Origin of the sequence: Ramlibacter sp., assembly GCA_019635435.1 — a bacterium.
Lineage (GTDB): Bacteria > Pseudomonadota > Gammaproteobacteria > Burkholderiales > Burkholderiaceae_C > JAHBZM01.
In genome coordinates this window covers 838,095-856,971 of sequence record JAHBZM010000001.1, presented here as the reverse complement: position 1 = coordinate 856,971, position 18,877 = coordinate 838,095, and the positions used below count along the sequence as shown (strand labels likewise).

14 protein-coding genes and 1 pseudogene are annotated in these 18,877 nt (G+C 68.5%); 6 read left to right on the top strand and 9 right to left on the bottom strand.

Annotation, left to right across the window (positions count from 1 at the left end; genetic code table 11):
* Positions 1-2: 2 nt before the first annotated feature.
* The 3 genes from KF796_04045 to KF796_04035 are packed head-to-tail and all read right to left on the bottom strand — an operon-like array spanning position 3 to position 2,906.
* The gene (locus tag KF796_04045; protein ID MBX3585793.1) at positions 3-980 is read right to left on the bottom strand and encodes an MCE family protein; all 978 of its coding nucleotides are present in this window, start codon (positions 978-980) and stop codon (positions 3-5) included.
* A gap of 16 nt (positions 981-996) precedes the next feature.
* Positions 997-1,791, bottom strand: coding sequence for an ATP-binding cassette domain-containing protein (locus tag KF796_04040; GenBank protein MBX3585792.1), 795 nt, complete (start codon positions 1,789-1,791; stop codon positions 997-999).
* The gene (locus KF796_04035; protein ID MBX3585791.1) at positions 1,788-2,906 is read right to left on the bottom strand and encodes an ABC transporter permease; all 1,119 of its coding nucleotides are present in this window, start codon (positions 2,904-2,906) and stop codon (positions 1,788-1,790) included. Before KF796_04035 ends, KF796_04040 begins: the two co-directional genes overlap by 4 nt.
* A 182-nt stretch (positions 2,907-3,088) precedes the next feature.
* Between KF796_04035 and KF796_04030 the strand changes: the two genes are divergently transcribed.
* Both KF796_04030 and KF796_04025 read left to right on the top strand, forming a co-directional pair.
* On the top strand, positions 3,089-3,871 hold the full coding sequence (locus KF796_04030) for an enoyl-CoA hydratase/isomerase family protein (protein ID MBX3585790.1): 783 nt from the start codon (positions 3,089-3,091) through the stop codon (positions 3,869-3,871).
* Positions 3,872-3,873: 2 nt separating this feature from the next.
* Positions 3,874-5,694 carry a DUF1446 domain-containing protein gene (locus tag KF796_04025; GenBank protein ID MBX3585789.1) on the top strand — a complete coding sequence of 607 codons (1,821 nt, stop codon included), beginning with the start codon at positions 3,874-3,876 and terminating at the stop codon, positions 5,692-5,694.
* Here KF796_04025 and KF796_04020 read toward each other — a convergent pair.
* Positions 5,691-6,617 (bottom strand): LysR family transcriptional regulator, encoded by a 927-nt coding sequence (locus KF796_04020; protein MBX3585788.1) that lies wholly within the window; start codon positions 6,615-6,617, stop codon positions 5,691-5,693. The two genes, KF796_04025 and KF796_04020, sit on opposite strands and share 4 nt — an antisense overlap.
* 118 nt (positions 6,618-6,735) lie before the next feature.
* Here KF796_04020 and KF796_04015 point away from each other — a divergent pair, with 118 nt between their 5' ends.
* Complete coding sequence (locus KF796_04015; GenBank protein MBX3585787.1) at positions 6,736-8,277, top strand: CoA-acylating methylmalonate-semialdehyde dehydrogenase; 1,542 nt, start codon at positions 6,736-6,738, stop codon at positions 8,275-8,277.
* Positions 8,278-8,281: 4 nt separating this feature from the next.
* Positions 8,282-9,949 carry a GMC family oxidoreductase N-terminal domain-containing protein gene (locus KF796_04010; GenBank protein MBX3585786.1) on the top strand — a complete coding sequence of 556 codons (1,668 nt, stop codon included), beginning with the start codon at positions 8,282-8,284 and terminating at the stop codon, positions 9,947-9,949.
* 221 nt (positions 9,950-10,170) lie between these two features.
* Here KF796_04010 and KF796_04005 read toward each other — a convergent pair.
* Positions 10,171-10,440 (bottom strand): annotated as a pseudogene (locus tag KF796_04005) (hypothetical protein).
* A 30-nt stretch (positions 10,441-10,470) separates the two neighbouring features.
* Positions 10,471-11,928 (bottom strand): ammonium transporter, encoded by a 1,458-nt coding sequence (locus KF796_04000; GenBank protein ID MBX3585785.1) that lies wholly within the window; start codon positions 11,926-11,928, stop codon positions 10,471-10,473.
* A gap of 372 nt (positions 11,929-12,300) precedes the next feature.
* Between KF796_04000 and KF796_03995 the strand changes: the two genes are divergently transcribed.
* Positions 12,301-13,059, top strand: coding sequence for a TSUP family transporter (locus tag KF796_03995; protein ID MBX3585784.1), 759 nt, complete (start codon positions 12,301-12,303; stop codon positions 13,057-13,059).
* Positions 13,060-13,068: 9 nt separating this feature from the next.
* Positions 13,069-13,617, top strand: a complete 549-nt coding sequence (locus tag KF796_03990; GenBank protein MBX3585783.1) for a DUF2946 family protein — start codon at positions 13,069-13,071, stop codon at positions 13,615-13,617.
* A 28-nt stretch (positions 13,618-13,645) separates the two neighbouring features.
* Here KF796_03990 and KF796_03985 read toward each other — a convergent pair whose 3' ends face one another.
* The 3 genes from KF796_03985 to KF796_03975 all read right to left on the bottom strand — a co-directional run bounded on the left by KF796_03985 (position 13,646) and on the right by KF796_03975 (position 18,872).
* Positions 13,646-14,230, bottom strand: coding sequence for a cytochrome c5 family protein (locus KF796_03985; GenBank protein MBX3585782.1), 585 nt, complete (start codon positions 14,228-14,230; stop codon positions 13,646-13,648).
* A gap of 80 nt (positions 14,231-14,310) precedes the next feature.
* The gene (locus tag KF796_03980) at positions 14,311-15,708 is read right to left on the bottom strand and encodes an efflux transporter outer membrane subunit (GenBank protein MBX3585781.1); all 1,398 of its coding nucleotides are present in this window, start codon (positions 15,706-15,708) and stop codon (positions 14,311-14,313) included.
* Entirely contained in the window at positions 15,705-18,872 is a 3,168-nt protein-coding gene (locus tag KF796_03975) for an efflux RND transporter permease subunit (GenBank protein ID MBX3585780.1), read from the bottom strand. Before KF796_03975 ends, KF796_03980 begins: the two co-directional genes overlap by 4 nt.
* Between the last annotated feature and the right edge of the window lie 5 nt (positions 18,873-18,877).

The window sequence follows — 18,877 nt, the reverse complement described above, 5'->3', positions numbered from 1 at the left end:
GTTCATCGGGCCACTCCAGGGGCGTTGAATCCGGGCTCGCCGGGGCCAGGAACGGCCGCCCCGTTGCCAAAGATCAGCGATTGCGGGTTGTCATTGATGGCATTGACGGTGCGGCTCAGGCGCCGCGCGGCGCGCGCGGTGTCGTCGGTCACCTGGTTGATGCGCGGCAGCGTGGCGGCGTTGAACGAGTCGGCCGCCGCCGACAGCGCCTCGGTGCCTTCGGCGAGCCGGTCGATCGGGCCATCCTTTTCGTTGAGGCGGCGGGCCGTGCGCGTGACCTCGTCCAGCGCGACGCCGGCACTCTGGGAGGTGGCCTGCAGCGACTTCATGGTGGCCGACACGTCCTTGACCAGCAGCGGGATATCCACGCGCTGCGGGCCGAGCTGCGCGTCCAGCACCCCCTGCATCCGGCTGGACAGGGCGGCCACGCTGTCGGCGGCGCGGCCGGTGTTCTCCAGCGCCGTGGCCAGGCGCTTCTGGTTGTCGGGCGCCAGCACGTCGCTGAGCCGCGTGGTCGCCTGCTCGACTTTCTCAAGAATGGATTTGCTCTTTTCGGCCAGTTCGCTGAGCAGGCCGGGCTTGAGCGGGATGCGCGGCGGCTGCTCGTCATTGGGCACCAGCGGCGCGCCGGGCTGGCCCTTGTCATCCAGCTGCACGAAGGCCAGCCCCGTCACCCCCTGGAAGCTCAGCGTGGCAAAGGTGGACTGGTTCATGGGCGCCTCGCGCGCCACCTGCAGGCGCATCAGCACGTTGCCGGGGGTCTGCGGGTCGAAGCCGATGCTGGCGACCTTGCCCACGTCCACCCCGCGGTAGCGCACGGGCGCCTGGGCCTGCAGCCCCGTGACGGTTTCGCGGGTGGAAATCTCGTAGAGGTCGTAGGTGCCCTTGTCGCTGGTGAGCCAGACAGCCAGGGCCGCCAGCAGGGCGCTGGCCACCAGCACGAAGATGCCGGCGGCGAGGGCGTGGGCCTTGTTTTCCATGAGCGTTCCTCTCTTTCTACACGGCGAACGGGTATTCGCGCAGCAATTCCATGGCGCGCTGGCCCCGCTCGCCCAGGAAAAAATGGTGAATGAAGGGATGGGGGAAGGCAATCACCTCGCGCGGCGGGGCATTCACGATCACGCGCTGGTCGGCCAGCACCGCGATGCGCGTGCTCAGCTCAAACAGGGTGTCCAGGTCGTGCGTGACCATGACCACGGTCAGGCCCAGGTCGCGGTGCAGCGAGCGCAGCAGCGTGACAAAGCCGTCAGAGCTTTCCGGGTCCAGCCCCGAGGTGGGTTCGTCCAGCAGCAGCAGCGGCGGGTCCATGACCAGCGCCCGCGCCAGCGCCACGCGCTTGATCATGCCGCCCGACAGGTCGCTGGGCATCTTGTCGGCATGCTCGGGGCCCAGCCCCACCATCTGCAGCTTGACCAGCGCCGCGTCACGGATCAGGTCGGGCGGCAGGGTCTGCAGTTCGCGCAGCGGAAACGCGATGTTGTCGAGCACGCTGAAGGCCGAGAACAGCGCGCCGTGCTGGAACAGCATGCCCACGCGGCTCGCGGCGCCCTTGTCGCCCATGCCGCCGGGCGGATGGCCCAGCACGCTCACCGTGCCGCGCGAGGGCGTCTCCAGCCCCAGGATCTGGCGCAGCAGCACGGTCTTGCCGGTGCCCGAGCCGCCCACCAGCGACAGCACCTCGCCGCGCTGCACGCTCAGGTCCAGGTCCTTGTGGACCACGCTGGTGCGCTCGGGCGAGCTGAACTCGGTCCACAGCCCGCGGATCTCGATGACGTTGGCGGCGTCGCTCATACGCCCACGTCCTTGAACAGCACGGCAAACAGCGCGTCCACCAGGATCACCGCGGTGATCGAGGTCACCACCGAGGCCGTGGTGCCCTCGCCCAGGCTCTGGGTGTTGGGCTTGACGCGCAGCCCGTAGTGGCAGCCCACCAGCGCGATCATGATGCCGAACACCACCGACTTGGCGCTGGCCAGGTACAGGTTGTTGATGCTGGCGGCCTGCGGCAGGGCGTTGAAGAAATACTGCGGCGTGATGCCCATGGACAGGTCGGCCGAGAGCATGCCGCCGGCCAGCGCCGCCAGCGTGGTCCAGACGCTGATCAGCGGCATGGCCACGGCCAGCGCCAGCGCCCGCGGCATGACCAGCCGGAAGCTGTGCGAAATGCCCATGACCCGCATGGCGTCAAGCTCCTCGGTCACGCGCATCACGCCGATCTGCGCGGTGATGGACGAGCCCGAGCGCCCCGCGATCAGGATGGCCGCGAGCATGGGGCCCAGCTCCCGGATCAGCGACACGCCCAGGATGTTGACGATGTAGGCGTCAGCGCCAAACTGCTTGAGCTGCTGCGAGGTGAGATACGCCAGCACCACGCCGATGAGAAAGCCCACCAGGGCCGTGATCGGCATGGCGGTGGCGCCAATGCCATACAGGTGGCTGGACACATCGCGCCAGGGGCCGTCGTGGGGCGCCCGGGCCAGCCGGATCAGGTTGAGCAGCAGCTGCCCCATGAGCCGCACAAAGCCGCGCACATGGCGCAGCACCTGCAGCAGGACGGCCCCAAAGGCCAGGTAGTGGCCGCGCAGCGTGAGCCGCGCGCGGGGCGGCAGCGCCACCGTGAACTGGGCCACGCGCTCCAGCACGGCGCGCTGGCCCGGCGCGGCCTCGATCTCGTCGGGCCACTTGCGGCCCCAGTGGTTCCACAGCACCTGCGCGCCCACGTGGTCCAGCTGGCCGGCGCCCTGCAGGTCCCAGGCCGCCCCGGCGGCGCTGCGCTGCAGGTCGGCGCGCGCCTTCTGCAGCACACCGGGCTGCGCGAACCGGGCGGCCGTCCAGTCGCCAAGCACGCGGGTCTGCGTGCGGCCCTGGGCGTCCTGTGTTTCGGTGCGCGGTGTGGTTTCCTCCATGGAGGGCGTGGCGGCAAGTGTGGTGAGTCTGGCATGGTACCCGCAAGCCCCCGCGCCGGCGTGTCAGCCAATCACCCGCCTTGCAGGGCGTGGCGCCGCAGTGACAGCCCCGCGCCGGCGCCCCCGGGTATAAAGCACCCACAGGCCGCGCCGGCCAGGGCCCGGGCGCCAAGGAGACCCCCATGAATGCAGACACCCCGACCCAGGAGCTGCGCGTCGAGGCCCGCGGGCCGACGCTGTGGCTCACCATCCAGCGCGAGGAGCGGCGCAACGCCATGAGCCACGCGGTGCTGGCCGGCATGGCCCGGGCCATCACCACCGCGCAATCCGACCGGTCGGTGCGCGCCATCGTGATCACCGGCGCGGGCAGCAAGGCCTTTTGCGCCGGCGCCGACCTGCAGGCCGCGAATGCCTTCACCACCGACTACTCCGAGCCCCATGGCCACCTTGCACAGCTGCTGCGCGTGGCCCGCGCGAGCAACGTGCCGCTGGTGGCGCGGGTCAACGGGGCCTGCATGGCCGGGGGCATGGGCCTGCTGGCCATGTGCGACATGGCGGTGGCCGCCCGCCACGCCATCTTCGGCCTGCCCGAAGTGAAGGTGGGCGTGTTCCCCGCGCAGGTGCTCAGCGTGCTGCAGCACCTGATCCCGCGGCGCAAGCTGGCCGAGCTGTGCCTGACCGGCGAAGCGCTCACCTCGGCCCAGGCACTCGACTACGGGCTGGTCAACCACGTGGACGACGACGTGGACGCCAGGCTGCAGTGGCTGCTGGACCGCCTGCTGGACAAGTCGCCCGCCGCCATCCGCCGCGGCCTGTACACCATGAAGAAGATCGAGGCCATGGCATTTGAAGAGAGCATGAGCTTCACCGAAAGCCAGATTGCGCTGTTCACGCTGACCGAGGACGCCAAGGAAGGCCAGGCCGCGTTCCAGCAGAAGCGGCCACCACAATGGACGGGGCAGTGACCATGGGCGCGGACAAGGCAGCAGGCAAGGTGGTGAGGATAGGCGGCGCCTCGGGCTTCTGGGGCGACAGCAGCGTGGCCGCGCCGCAGCTGGTGGCCAGGGGCCAGGTCGACTACCTGGTGTTTGATTACCTGGCCGAGCTCACCATGTCCATCCTGGCCGCCGCGCGCGCCAAGAACCCTGAACTGGGCTATGCCACCGACTTTGTGACGGTGACGCTAAAGGCCATCCTGCAAGACGTGGTAGCCCGCAACATCCGCGTCATCAGCAACGCGGGTGGAGTCAACCCCCAGGCCTGCGCGCAGGCGATTCGCGCGCTTGCCGCCGAGCAGGGCCTGAGCGTCAAGGTGGCGGTGGTGCTGGGAGACGACGTCACCCCGTTGCTCGCCCAATTGCGCGGCGAGGACGTGCGCGAACTGCAAAGTGGCGCGCCTCTGCCCGACAAGGTGCTGACCGCCAACGCCTATCTGGGAGCCCTGCCGGTCAAGCGCGCGCTCGACGAAGGCGCGCAGATTGTCGTGACCGGGCGCTGCGTGGACAGCGCCGTGACGCTGGGCGCGTTGATGCACGAATTCGGCTGGGCCGATGACGACCACGACCGGCTGGCCCAGGGCAGCCTGGCCGGCCACATCATCGAGTGCGGCTGCCAGGCCACAGGCGGCCTGCACACCGACTGGGACAGCGTGCCCGACTGGGCCCACATCGGCTACCCGGTGATCGAATGCCACGCCGACGGCCATTTCGTGACCACCAAGCCCGAAGGCACGGGCGGCCTGGTGAACTGCGCGGTGATTGCCGAGCAGATGCTCTACGAGATCGGCGACCCGCAACGCTACCTGCTGCCCGACGTGGTCTGCGATTTCACGCAGGTCACACTGCGGCAGCTGGGCGAGCACCGGGTCCAGGTGCAGGGCGCGCGCGGGCGGCCGCCGGGGCCGGCCTACAAGGTTTCGTCCACCTACATGGACGGGTTTCGCTGCACCGCGCAGCTCACCATCGTGGGCCAGGACGCGGCCCGCAAGGCCCGGCGCACGGGCGAGGCCATCCTCGCCCGGACGCGCGAGCTGTTTGCGCAGGCGGGCCTGGGGGACTACAGCCGCAGCCACATCGAGGTGCTGGGCAGCGAGGCCGGCAATTTCGGCCCGCAGGCGCGGACAGCGGACGTGCGCGAGGTGGTGCTGCAGGTCGCGGTGATGCACCCCCACAAGGCCGCGCTCGAGCTGTTCGCGCGCGAGATCGCCCCCGCCGGCACCAGCTGGTCACCGGGCACCACGGGCGCGGCCGGCCGCCCCAGCCCCTCGCCCTGCATCAAGCAGTTTGCCTTCCTGCTCGACAAGTCCCGTCTTCAGCCCGTGGTGGACCTGGAAGGGGTGCTGCACGCGGTGCCCGTGCCAGACGCGGCGCGGCCCGGCCCCGCCCGCCCGCCAGCGCCAGCCGCGCCTGATCCGCGGGGCCCCGCGGCCGCGTCGCCAGACCTGCCGGCTGCAGACCAGCGCGAAGTCCCGCTGATCGAACTGGCCTGGGCCCGCAGCGGCGACAAGGGCAACTCCTCCAACATCGGCGTCATTGCGCGCCGCCCCGAGTGGCTGCCCCTGCTGCGCGCGCAGCTCACCGAAGCCCGGGTGGCCGACTGGCTGGGCCACCTGGTCCAGGGCCCGGTGACGCGCCACGACGTGCCGGGCATCCACGCGATGAACTTTGTCTGTGAACAGGCGCTGGATGGCGGCGGCATGGCCAGCCTGCGCAACGACCCGCTGGGCAAGGGCATGGCGCAGATTCTGTTGACGATGCCGGTGCGGGTTCCGCCCGGCCTGTTGCCCTAAAGCGCCAGACTGTCGCGCAGGTGGTCCACCAGCAGCTGGACGGCCCGCGGCACCTGCGGCGCCCAGGGGCGGATGGCGTAGATGCGTTCACCAAAGAACCCCAGTGGCCGCCACTGCGGCAGCACGGGCACCAGCTGCTGGGGCCCCAGGTAACTGGCCGCGCTGAAATCGGGCAGCAGCCCGATGCCCAGCCCGGCCAGCGCGGCCTCGCGCAGCACCTCGCTGTTGTTGGCGCGCAGCGGGCCGTTCACGCCCACCACGACCCGCTCGGCACGCCGCCGCGCGGCCTCGCGCTCGAAGGTCCAGCTCTGGGCGCCGCTGTCGCGCAGGTACAGCAGGCAGGCGTGGCTGGCCAGCGCCGAGGGATGCGCGGGCATGCCGTGCCTGTCCAGGTAATCGGGGCTGGCCACCAGCAGCGAGCGCGACTCGCGCAGCACCCAGGCCACATGGGTGTCGGGCGCCGCCTGGGTGTGGCGGATGGCCAGGTCAAAGCCCTCCTGCGCAAGGTTGACGAAACGGTCATTGAGGTCCAGCTCGATGCGCACCTCCGGGTAGCGCGCAAAAAAGCCCGGCAGCGTGGTGGCGATGTGCTGGCGCCCCAGCGCCACCGGCGCGGTCACGCGCACCAGCCCGCGGGGCGAGCCGGCCAGGTCCTTGACGCTGGCAAAGCTCTGGGCAATGCGCGCGAAGGCGGCCCCGGTGTCGTCCACCAGCTGCTGCCCAGCCTCGGTCAGGCCCACCGAGCGCGTGGTCCGGCGCACCAGCGGCATGCCCGCCGCGCGCTCGAGCTCGCCAATGCGCATGCTCACCGAGGCCTTGGAAACCCCCAGCCGGCGGGCCGCCTGGGTGTAGCTGCGGGTCTGGGCCAGCACGGTCAACAGATGCAGGTCGGCAAAGACAGGGGTGTCGGCGGGCGTGGGCATGGCGCATCTTGATTGTTCATTAAGATGAACAATGTAATCAGAAATCCGGACTTTTCAAAGCCCGGCGCGAGGCATAGACTGGGCCGCCTGTCTGATTGATTGCCTGCAAGGAACCCCCATGAACGCCCCTGACCTCTCCCACCCCGTCGCCGCTGCCGTGTCCATCGAACACTGGATCAACGGGCGCGTGGCCCCTGGCCAGAGCGGCCGCCGGGCCGACGTCTTCAACCCCGCCACCGGCAACGTGACCGGCCAGGTGGCGCTGGCCAATGACGCCGAGGTCGACGCCGCCGTGGCGGCCGCGCAGGCCGCGTTCCCGGCCTGGGCCGACACGCCGCCGATCCGCCGCGCGCGCGTGATGTTCAAGTTCCTGGAACTGCTGAACCAGAACAAGGACAAGCTGGCCCATGCCATCACCGCCGAGCACGGCAAGGTGTTCACCGACGCCCAGGGTGAGGTCACGCGCGGCATCGACATCGTGGAATTTGCCTGCGGCATTCCGCAGCTGCTCAAGGGCGACTTCACCGACCAGGTGTCCACCGGCATCGACAACTGGACGCTGCGCCAGCCGCTGGGCGTGGTGGCCGGCATCACGCCGTTCAACTTCCCGGTGATGGTGCCGATGTGGATGTACCCGGTGGCGATTGCCGCGGGCAACACCTTTGTGCTCAAGCCCAGCCCGATCGACCCCAGCGCCTCGCTGCTGATGGCCGAACTGCTCAAGCAGGCGGGCCTGCCCGACGGCGTGTTCAACGTGGTGCAGGGCGACAAGGGCGCGGTGGACGCCCTGCTGGCCCACCCCGACGTGAAGGCCGTGAGCTTTGTCGGCTCCACGCCGATCGCCAACTACATCTACGAAACCGGCGCGCGCCACGGCAAGCGCGTGCAGGCCCTGGGCGGCGCCAAGAACCACATGGTGGTGATGCCCGACGCCGACCTGGAGCAGACGGTGGACGCGCTGATCGGCAGCGCCTACGGCTCGGCCGGCGAGCGCTGCATGGCGATCTCGGTCGCGGTCATGGTGGGCGATGTGGCCGACAAACTGGTGCCGCTGCTGGCCGAACGCGCCAGGACCCTCAAGATCCGCAATGGCCTGGACCTGGACGCCGAGATGGGCCCCATCGTCACGCGCGCCGCGCACGAACGCATCACGGGCTACATCGAGCAGGGCGTGAAGGAAGGCGCCAAGCTGGTGGTCGATGGCCGCGGCTTTGCCGGCGCCAGCGCGGGCAAGGGCTGCGACAACGGCTTCTGGCTCGGCGGCGCGCTGTTTGACCATGTCACGCCTGACATGCGCATCTACAAGGAAGAGATTTTCGGCCCCGTGCTGTCATGCGTGCGGGTCAAGGATTTTGGCGAGGCCGTGCAGCTGGTCAACGACCATGAATTCGGCAACGGCGTGAGCTGCTTCACGCGCGACGGCAACGTGGCGCGCGAGTTCAGCCGGCGCATCCAGGTGGGCATGGTCGGCATCAATGTGCCGATTCCCGTGCCCATGGCCTGGCACGGCTTTGGCGGCTGGAAGAGGAGCCTGTTTGGCGACATGCACGCCTACGGCGAGGAAGGTGTGCGCTTCTACACCAGGCAGAAGAGCATCATGCAGCGCTGGCCCGAGAGCACGCCCAAGGGCGCCGAATTCGTGATGCCCACCGCGAAGTGACCCCGTGAGCGACCCCACGTTCGACTACGTCATCATTGGCGCCGGCACCGCCGGCTGCCTGCTGGCCAACCGGCTCAGCGCGGACCCGGCCAAACGGGTGCTGCTGATCGAGGCCGGCCGCAAGGACGACTACCACTGGATCCACATCCCGGTGGGCTACCTGTACTGCATTGGCAACCCGCGCACCGACTGGCTCTACCAGACCGAGCCCGACGCCGGCCTCAACGGCCGGGCGCTGCGCTACCCGCGCGGCAAGACGCTGGGCGGCTGCAGCAGCATCAACGGCATGATCTACATGCGCGGCCAGGCGCGCGACTACGACCACTGGGCCGAGTTCACGGGCGACGCCGACTGGCGCTGGGACGCCGCGCTGCCCTACTTCCGCAAACACGAGGATCACTGGCGCCTGGACCAGCCCGACGCCGCAAGCGACGACTTCAAGCGGCTGCATGGCAACCGGCGCACCGGCAGCACCGGCGAGTGGCGCATCGAGAAGCAGCGCCTGCGCTGGGATGTGCTGGACGCCTTTGCGCTGGCCGCCCAGGAAGCCGGCCTGCCCGCCACAGACGACTTCAACAGCGGCAGCAACGAAGGCGTGGGCTACTTCGAGGTCAACCAGAAGAGCGGCTGGCGCTGGAACACCGCCAAGGCGTTTCTGCGGCCCACCTGCCAGGGGCGGCCCAATTTTGAAATGTGGACCTCCGCGCAGGTGTCGCGCCTGCTGATCGAGGCCACGCCCGACGGCGGCAAGTGCTGCACCGGCGCCGTGGTCCACCGGGACGGGCAGCAGGTGACCGTCCGCGCCGCGGCCGAGGTGATCCTGAGCGCCGGCAGCATTGGTTCGCCCCAGTTGCTGCAGCTCTCGGGCGTCGGGCCGGCCGCGCTGCTGCACCAGCACGGCGTGGCGGTGGTGCATGAGCTGCCGGGCGTGGGCGCCAACCTGCAGGACCACCTGCAGATCCGCGCGGTGTTCAAGGTGAACGGCGTGTCCACGCTAAACACGCTGGCCAACTCGCTCTGGGGCAAGGCCCGGATCGGCCTCGAGTACGCGCTGACCCGCAGCGGCCCCATGAGCATGGCGCCCTCGCAGCTTGGCGCGTTCACGCGCAGTTCACCCGACCAGCCCTGGCCCAATCTGGAATACCACGTGCAGCCGCTGAGCCTGGACGCCTTTGGCGAGCCGCTGCACAGCGTGCCGGCGTTCACGGCGAGCGTGTGCAACCTCAACCCCACGAGCCGCGGCACGGTGAAGATCCGCAGCCCGCGGTTTGAGGATGCGCCGGCCATTGCACCCAACTACCTGAGCACCGAGGCCGACCGCAAGGTGGCGGCCGACTCGCTGCGGGTGACGCGGCGCATCGTGGCGCAGCCGGCCCTGGCCCGCTACCAGCCCCAGGAGTGGAAGCCCGGGACCCAGTTCCAGACCGACGACGAACTGGCCCGGCTGGCGGGCGACATCGCCACCACCATCTTCCACCCCGTGGGCACCACGCGCATGGGGCCCGACGGTGACCCGATGGCGGTGCTCGATTCGCACCTGCGGGTGCGCGGCGTGGCGGGCTTGCGCGTGGTGGACGCGGGCGCGATGCCCACCATCACCAGTGGCAACACCAACTCACCGACGCTGATGCTGGCGGAAAAAGCCGCCGAGTGGATTCGCGCCGGGGTCTGATCCCGGCCACCGGATCGCGCCCGCCGCGCGGGTCAGCGGATCCCGCCCACGTAGCGCGGTGCGTTGGGGTCGCGCTCCTTGCGCGGCCGGCCCGACCCCAGCACCGAGTCGGCAAAGCCGGACTCGCCAAAGGTCGAGGACGAGAAGCCCCCCGTGGTGTCCGGAGAGAACGCCGGCGCCTCCTGCGCGGTCGCGGGCGTGGCGGCGGCGGCGCCAGCCGACCGCTCGCGCAGCATCTGCAAGGCACTCTGGGCCAGCGGCCGGGCACCGGGAGCCTTGGCCGATTCCACGGTGGCCCGCTCGAGCTTGTCCGCCCATTCGGCAAGATCAGGGTGGCCGTCCTCCTGCGCCTTGGCCCGCGCGAATCGCACGATCTCCAGCGCGTACTCGGTGTTGGACGCCATCCACTCGGTATCCGTGACGCGGCCCGTCTTGCGCCGCAGCAGCACGTGCAGGTGCGCCGCCATTGCGAGTTTTTCACTGACCAACATGCTGGACCTCCTTGCCTGATGGCTCGATGTCTAGGAACCCATACGCTCTCGGTGCTGTGCAATGTCAAGCCCGGTCAGCTCGCTTTGCTCGTCCACCCGCAGGCCGACGATGAACTTGGTGAGCAACAGCAGCAGCACCGTCATCACCAGGCTGTAGGCCAGCACCGCGCCAGCGCCAATGGCCTGGGTGAGAACGCTGCCTTCCGCGCCCGAGACGGTCTTGCTCACGAACACCCCGGTCAGCAGCGAACCCACGATGCCGCCAATGCCGTGCACGCCAAACACGTCCAGCGAATCGTCGGCGCGCAGCAGCCGCTTGAGCCCCGTGGCGCCCCAGTAGCAGGCCAGCCCGGCAATCAAGCCGATCAGCAGCGCGGACTTGGGCGTCACAAAACCGGCGGCGGGCGTGATGGCCACCAGACCGGCGACCAGGCCAGAACACAGCCCCAGCAATGACGGCCGACCGCGCAGCACCCATTCGCCCAGCATCCACGAGATCGCGCCCGCCGCGGCCGCGATGTGCGTCACCGCCATCGCGAGGCCGGCGCGCCCGTCCGAAGCCACGGCCGAGCCGGCATTGAAACCAAACCAGCCCACCCACAGCATGCCGGCTCCCGCCATGGTCAGGCCCAGGTTGTAGGGCTCGAACGCCTCGCGGCCATAGCCACGCCGCGGCCCGAGGAAATAGGCGCAGACCAGCCCCGAAATGCCCGCGTTGATGTGCACCACCGAGCCGCCCGCGAAGTCGAGCGCGCCCAGCTGGGCCAGCCAGCCACCGGGCTCCCAGACCCAGTGCGCGATGGGCGCATAGACCACCAGTGACCACATGCCGATGAACCAGAGCATGGCGGAGAACTTCATGCGCTCGACGAAAGAGCCCACCACCAGCGCCGCCGTGATGATGGCAAAGGTCAACTGGAACATGGCGTAGACCGACTCGGGGATGTTGGGCGCGACGTGGCTGACCGCCACCTTGCCGCCTTCCTTGAGGTAGTCGAGCCCGCTGAACCACAGCCGCTCGTGGCCGCCAATGAAGCCGCTGCCCGGGGTGAATGCCCAGGAATAGCCCACGGCAAACCACAGCAGGCTGACCAGGGCCGCAATGGCCACCACGCAGGCCATGGTGTTGATCACGCTCTTCTTGCGCACCATGCCGGCGTAAAACAGCGCAATGCCGGGCAGCGTCATCAGCAACACCAGCGCGGTGGAGGTCATCATCCAGGCGGTATCGGCGCCGCTGATCGTGTCCTGCGCCACCAGGCCCGGACGCGTTGGCGCCGGCGGAGGTGCGGGAGCGGGTGCCGGCACCGCGGCCGGCGCAACCGCCGCCGCGGGAGCCACGGCTGCGGGCGCTGGCGCGACCGCCGGCGGTGCGGCATCCAGCCCGCTCGCCGGCGTCGCCGGCGCGGCACTCTGGGCCCAGGTCACGGCCTGCAGGCTGGCCCACAGTGCCATGGCCAGGATGATGCTTTTTCCCATGTCCCGCATATACAGTCCTTTTTTTGTGACCCAACTGGAGGGGTCGCTGCATAAGTCATGCCAGTTAATGGTTAACCCTGAAATGGCGTGCCTGCGGCGTTGGCGGGCCACGGGAAACTCCCAATGCACTATCGCGGTGCGGAGGCTAAAGTTCCGACTCTCGCAAACGTGCAGGCTGCACGCTTTGCAGAGGAGCCGAGGAGACACCCCCCAACAACGCACAAATCCAATTCCAGGCGCCCCACGAGGCGCCCTTCGCAAGGCGCCGGCAGTCCCGGCGCCTTTTTATTGGGCTTTTGGTGTTAAAACAGGCTGGAGTTCAGACGGGGCGGCCACCAATTGCTACAAAATCAATAGCAAACCGGATGCGACAATGAGCCCATGGAATTGATGCTTGTGTCGCTGGCCTCGTTGCTGGCCGGCTTTGTCGACGCGATTGTGGGCGGCGGCGGCCTGGTTCTCGTCCCCGCCCTTTTTGCCACCTTTCCCAACACCCACCCGGCCACGCTGTTCGGCGTCAACAAGAGCGCTTCGGTCTGGGGAACCGCGATCGCCACGGCGCAATACAGCCGCCGTGTGCAGATGCGCTGGCAGGCCCTGCTGCCGGCCGCGGCCGCCGGGTTCGCCGGGTCTTTTGCCGGCGCCTGGGTGGTCACCGTCATCTCACCCGAATTCCTGCGCAAGCTGCTGCCTTTCGTCCTTGTGGCCGTGCTGGGCTACACCCTGGCCAAAAAGGAACTGGGCAAGCACCACACCCCCACCCTGACCGGGCGGACCGAAATGGCGATGGCCAGCGCCATCGGCCTCGTGATCGGCTTTTACGACGGCTTCTTCGGGCCGGGCACCGGCAGCTTCTTTGTATTTTTGTTCGTGCGGCTTTTGGGCTACGACTTCCTCAATGCCTCGGCATCGGCCAAGCTGCTCAATACCGCCACCAATCTCGCGGCGCTGATCCTGTTCGCGCTCAAGGGCCATGTGTGGTGGCATTTCGCACTGGCCCTGGCCGTGGCCAATGTGCTGGGCAGCGTGATCGGCACCCACATGGCACTCAAGCACGGCACGGGCTTTGTGCGGGTGGTGTTCATTGGGGTGGTGAGCGCCCTGATCCTGAAAACCGGCTACGACGCGTTCCTGCGTTAAGGTAGCCCCATGGATGACATCGTCCGCCAGGCCATCGCGAAATGGCCCAATGTGCCCGACTGCTATGGCTGGCTGGGCCTGGACGCGCGCGGCAACTGGCACATGCGCGATGACCGGACCCAGGCCGCCGGGCCATTCTCGCGCGACGACGGCGGCTCGCCTTCAAGCCGGGGCTCGCTGCTCAGGCACGACAAGCTGGTCGAGTTCATCCAGCGCAACTACGAAGGCGACGCGCAGGGCCGCTGGTTCTTCCAGAACGGTCCACAGCGGGTGTACGTGGAGCTGGAGGCAACACCGCTGATCTGGCGCATCAGCCCGGATTTGTCCGTGACGGCGCACACGGGGGCGGCGGCGCGCCCCCGGCGCTGCATCCTGGACGAACAGGGCCGCGTCTACCTGGACACCGACCTGGGCTTTGGCCTGGTCCACACCCAGGACGTCATGCATGCGGCCGACGCGGTGGAACAGGGTGTCTGGACGCCCGAGGAACAGCCAGCAGCGGAACTGCCCCAGCTGTTTGGCTATGAACGCAGCCCCATGAAAAAAGCCGGTCAGTGACCGGCTCGGGGCTTGAATGCAGGGGGCCTTACTTCTTGGCCATGGGCGCATCGGCGGCCGCCGGCGCGGATGCCGCCGCGGCGGGCCGCTGCGGCTCGGCGAACTTGGCACCGCCGGCATTGGCCATGTAGACCACGGCACGCGCCACTTCCAGATCGTCGAAGTCGCCGCCGCCCTGCGGACCCATGGCGCCCTTGCCCTTGAGCGCGGAGTGCAGCAGCGCATCCAGGCCGGTCTTGATGCGCGGGCCCCAGGCAGCGGCATCGCCGAACTTGGGCGCGCCGGCGACACCAGCGGTGTGGCAGGCCGTGCATTGCGCCTTGAAGACTTCCTCGCCGGTCTTGAGCGGGCGGTTCGCGTCGCGAATCTCGACCATGCCGATTTTCTGCAGGCGGGCGGCCACGCCCCTGGCATGGTCGTCGGCGGAGATACCGCTCAGCGACAGGCTTTCGGTGGCCGTCTGCCCCGCCGGCTTGGCCGCCGACACCACGAAGTACACGAGGCCAATGATGGCAAACACGGGAACGACGAATGAGAAAAACACCGCCAGGAGCAGTTGCTTGGGGTTCTTGATCGGGCCCGTGTGGGCTTCTTCGTGGGTGTTGTCGCTCATGGCGTCCTCAAAAAACGGGGCTTTGAAATCAACCCTCGATTATAACGACGGCCTTGCGGGGAAACCCGCAGGCCGTGCGATCAGGGCGCCGCATCCTTCCAGCCCCCCCCCAGGGACTTGTAGAGCGCCACCTGGTTCTGCAGCTGCAGCAACCGGGTCTGCACCACCGCCTGGCGCGCGGTGAACAACGCGCGCTGGGCGTCCAGCAGGTCCAGGTAGCTGGCCACGCCGTTCTGGTAGCGCAGATCAGACAGCTTGAACCGCGTGGCCTCCGCCTGCGCCTGGGCCTGCTGGGCCCGCAATTGCTCGCCCAGCGTGGCCCGCCCGGCCAATGCATCCGCCACCTCGCGGAAGGCTGTCTGGATGGCTTTTTCATACTGGGCCACGGCCATGTCGCGGCCGGCCCTGGCAGATGCCAGACCCGCCTGGTTGCGGCCCGCGTCAAAGATCGGAAGCAGGGCCTGCGGCGCCAGCGTCCAGCCCCAAGACCCGCCGCTGAAGAGGCCGGACAGGTGGTTGCTGGCGGTGCCGGCCCCCGCGGTGAGTGCGATGCGGGGGAAGAACGCCGCACGCGCGGCGCCGATGTTGGCATTGGCCGCCAGCAGTTGCTGCTCGGCCTGGCGGATGTCCGGGCGGCGCGTCAGCAGATCAGAGGGCAGACCCGCCGGGACCGGCTGCAGGCGGACTGCTTCCGTGGAGCCTGAGACCGCAAAGTCGCCCGGCAGGGGCTGGCCCAGGAGGAGCACCAGGGCATTCTCGTCCAATGCGCGCTGGCGCTGCAGCTGGGCCAGGGCCACCCGGGCCCCTTCGGTCAGGGACTCCGCCTGCCGGAAGTCCAGTTCGGAGGCGGCGCCGTTGTCAAAGCGCAGCCTGGAAAGTTTGAGCGAATCCTCGCGCGTGGCCAGCGTCTGCCGCGTGAGTGCCAGCAGTTCGTCGTCCGCGAGCAGGTTCAGGTAGCTGCCGGCCACGGCGGCGACCAGCGCGATCTGCACGCCCTTGCGGCCTTCCTCGGTGGCCAGGTACTGGGCGCGGGCCGCCTCCTTGAGGCTGGCGAGGCGGCCAAAAAAGTCGATCTCCCAGGCCGACACCGAGAGGCCCGCGGTGTAGGCGCTGGCAATGCCGCCGGTGCTGGTGGGCGTGCGCGAGCCGGTCGCCGCGAGGTTGAGGGTCGGGTAACGGTCGGCACCGCGAATCTGGTACTGGGCCCGGGCCTGCTCGATGTTGAGCACCGCCACGCGCAGGTCGCGGTTGCCCTGCAGCGCCAGGCCGATCAGGCGCTTGAGCTGCGGGTCCTGAAAGTAGGTCTGCCATTCGATGTCGGCCGCGGCCTCGCCGGCGGGCTCGGCCCCCTGCGCGCCCGGCCAGCGGGGCGCCACAGGCGCGTCTGGCCTCTGGTAGGCCGGAATCATCGTGCAACCGCCGAGGACGGCCAGTGCGGCGGCCGACAGGGCCGCGGATCTGAGAAAAGCGCAAGTCATGCCTGCTCCCCCTTGGTGGCGGCCGTGTCGCCCCCGTTGAGTTCGTGGGCGTACATGCGGCGCTGCCGCTCGCTGCCCTTGAAGATGCGGCGCACCACCACGAAGAAGATGGGCACGAAGAACACCGCCAGCGCGGTGGCCGTGATCATGCCGCCCATCACCCCGGTGCCAATGGCGCGCTGGCTCGCCGAGCCAGCACCGCTGGCCACGACCAGCGGCAACACCCCCAGGATGAACGCCAGCGAGGTCATGATGATGGGGCGAAAGCGCAGATGGCAGGCCTGGAGCACGGCTTCGACCACGCCCTTGCCCTGGGCGTGCAGGTCCTTCGCGTACTCGATGATCAGCACCGCGTTCTTGGCCGACAGGCCGATGATGGTGATGAGGCCGACCTTGAAATACACGTCGTTGGAAAACCCGCGCAGGTTGGCGCCCAGCAAGGCGCCCAGGATGCCCAGCGGCACTACGAGGATCACCGACAGCGGGATCGACCAGCTCTCGTACAGGGCGGCAAGGCAAAGGAACACCGCCAGCAGCGAAAAGCCCAGCAGGATGAAGGCCTGGGCGCCCGAGAGCTTTTCTTCGCGCGACTGCCCGGTCCACTCAAACGCGAAGCCCGGAGGCAATTGCCCGGCAAGCCGTTCCATCTCGTCCATGGCCTCGCCGGTGCTGCGGCCCGGGGCGGCATCGCCCGAAATGCGCATGGCGGGGTAACCGTTGTAGCGGATGGTCTGCATCGGGCCGTTGATCCAGCGGGTGCTCGCAAAAGCCGACAGCGGGACGGCCCCGCCCCGGCTGTTGATGGCATTGAGCTTCAGCAGGTCCTCGGGCTGCATGCGGTCCTTGGCATCGGCCTGCACAATGACCCTTTGCAGGCGGCCACGGTTGGGAAAGTCGTTGACGTAGCTGGAACCCAGCGAGGTGGACAGCGCCGCATTGATGGCGTCGAAACCCACGCCCAGTGCCTGGGCCTTGTCGCGGTCGATGTCCAGTTGCAGTTGGGGCGCGTCTTCCAGTCCGTCCGGACGGACGCCCGCGAGGATCTTGCTTTTGGAGGCCGCGCCCAGCAACTGGTTGCGCGCGGCGAGCAATGCCGCGTGGCCGTTGCCTCCGCGGTCCTGCAGGCGGAAGTTGAATCCCGAGGCGGTCCCGAGTTCGGGAATGGCTGGCGGGCTGAGCGCAAAGATGAACGCGTCACGCACGCCCGAGAGCGCACCGAACGCGCGCCCCGCGATGGCCTGCGCGGTGTGCTGTGCGCCCTTGCGCTCGGACCAGTCCTTGAGCGTGACAAAGGCCAGCGCGGCATTCTGTCCCTGCCCCGAGAAGCTGAACCCCAGAACGCCCACCATGCTCTGGACCTCGGGCTGCTTGAGGATGAAGTCCTCGACCTGCTCCATGACGCGGGTGGTCCGCGTGATGGTCGCGCCGGGAGGAAGCTGGACGTTGACCAGCATGTAGCCCTGGTCTTCGGCCGGCAGGAAGGACGAGGGCAACCGCGCGCCCAGCAGCACGACGGCGCCGATGATGGCGGCATAGACCAGCAGGTAGCGCGCGGCGCGCCGCAGCAGGCGGGCCACAAAACCCTCGTAGCTCTTGGCGGTGCGTGAGAACCCCCGGTTGAACCAGCCGAAGAAGCCCCGCTTCTCGTGGTGATGCCCGGCCTCGACGGGCTTGAGCAAGGTGGCGCACAGGGCCGGCGTCAACGACAGCGCCATAAAGGCGGAAAACAGGATGGACGCAAGCATCACCGCGGAGAACTGCCGGTAGATGTTGCCCACCGCTCCGCCGAAGAACGCCAGTGGCACAAAAACCGAGACCAGCACCACGGTCACGCCAATGATGGCCCCCGAGATCTGGCCCATGGCCTTGCGCGTTGCCTCGCGGGGAGGCAGGCCCTCCTCGCTCATGATCCGTTCCACGTTCTCGACCACGACAATCGCATCGTCCACCACGATGCCGATCACCAGCACCATGCCAAACATCGTCAGCACATTGATCGAGAAGCCCAGCGCAAGCAGTACGGCGAACGTGCCCAGCAGGGACACCGGGACCACGATGGTGGGGATGATGGTGTAGCGCAGGTTCTGCAGGAACAGGTACATGACCAGGAAGACCAGGATCATGGCCTCGATCAGCGTCTCCACGACCTGGGAGATGGAGATGTTGACGAAGCGCGAGCTGTCGTAGGGGATGTCCCATTTGACGCCCGGGGGAAAGAACTTCGACAGCTCCTCCATGCGCTTGCGGATGGCCTTGGCCGTGGCCAGCGCGTTGCCGGTGGTCGACAGCTGGACACCGATGCCGGTGGATGGCTTGCCGTTCAGGCGGGCCGAGGTGGCGTAGGTCTGCGCGCCCAGTTCGAGGCGCGCCACATCCTTGAGGCGGACGGTGGAGCCGTCGGTGTTGGCGCGCAGCACGATGTCGCCGAACTGCTCCCTGGAGCTGAGCTGGCCATTGACGACCACCGTGGCCGCAATGCCCTGCCCCGCAACGTTGGGCAGGTCGCCGATGGTGCCCGACGAGACCTGCGCGTTCTGGGCGCGAATGGCGGCCGTGATTTCAGCGGCCGACAGGTTGAAGCTGGCCACCTTGGCCGGATCGAGCCAGACCCGCATGGCCCGCTCGGTGCCAAACAGCTGGGCTTGGCCCACGCCGGGAATTCGCTGGATCTCGGGCAGCACGGTGCGCGAGGCGTAGTCGCCCAGCGCCACCGGATCGTAGGCCGGGTTGTCGGAGGACAGGATGGTGAACAGCAGGAAGTTCGATCTCGCCTTGTCCACCCGGACCCCCTGCTGGGTGACCGCCGCCGGAAGCCGCGGCGAAGCGCGCGCCAGCCGGTTCTGCACATCCACCTGGGCCAGGTCGGCGTTGGTGCCGGACTCGAAGCTCAGGGTGATCTGCCCGCCCCCGTTGGCCTGGGTGACCGACTCCATGTAGATCAGGCCAGGCGAGCCGTTCATTTCCTGCTCGATCACGCTGATCACGCTGTCTTCGAGTGTTTGGGCCGACGCGCCAGGGTAGGTGGCGGAGACCACAATCGAAGGCGGTGCGACGGAGGGGTACTGCGCGACCGGCAGCTTGGTGATGGCAACGCCGCCCAGCACGAGGATGAACAGCGCGATCACCCAGGCAAAGATCGGCCTGTCGATGAAAAATTTGGCCATGTGCG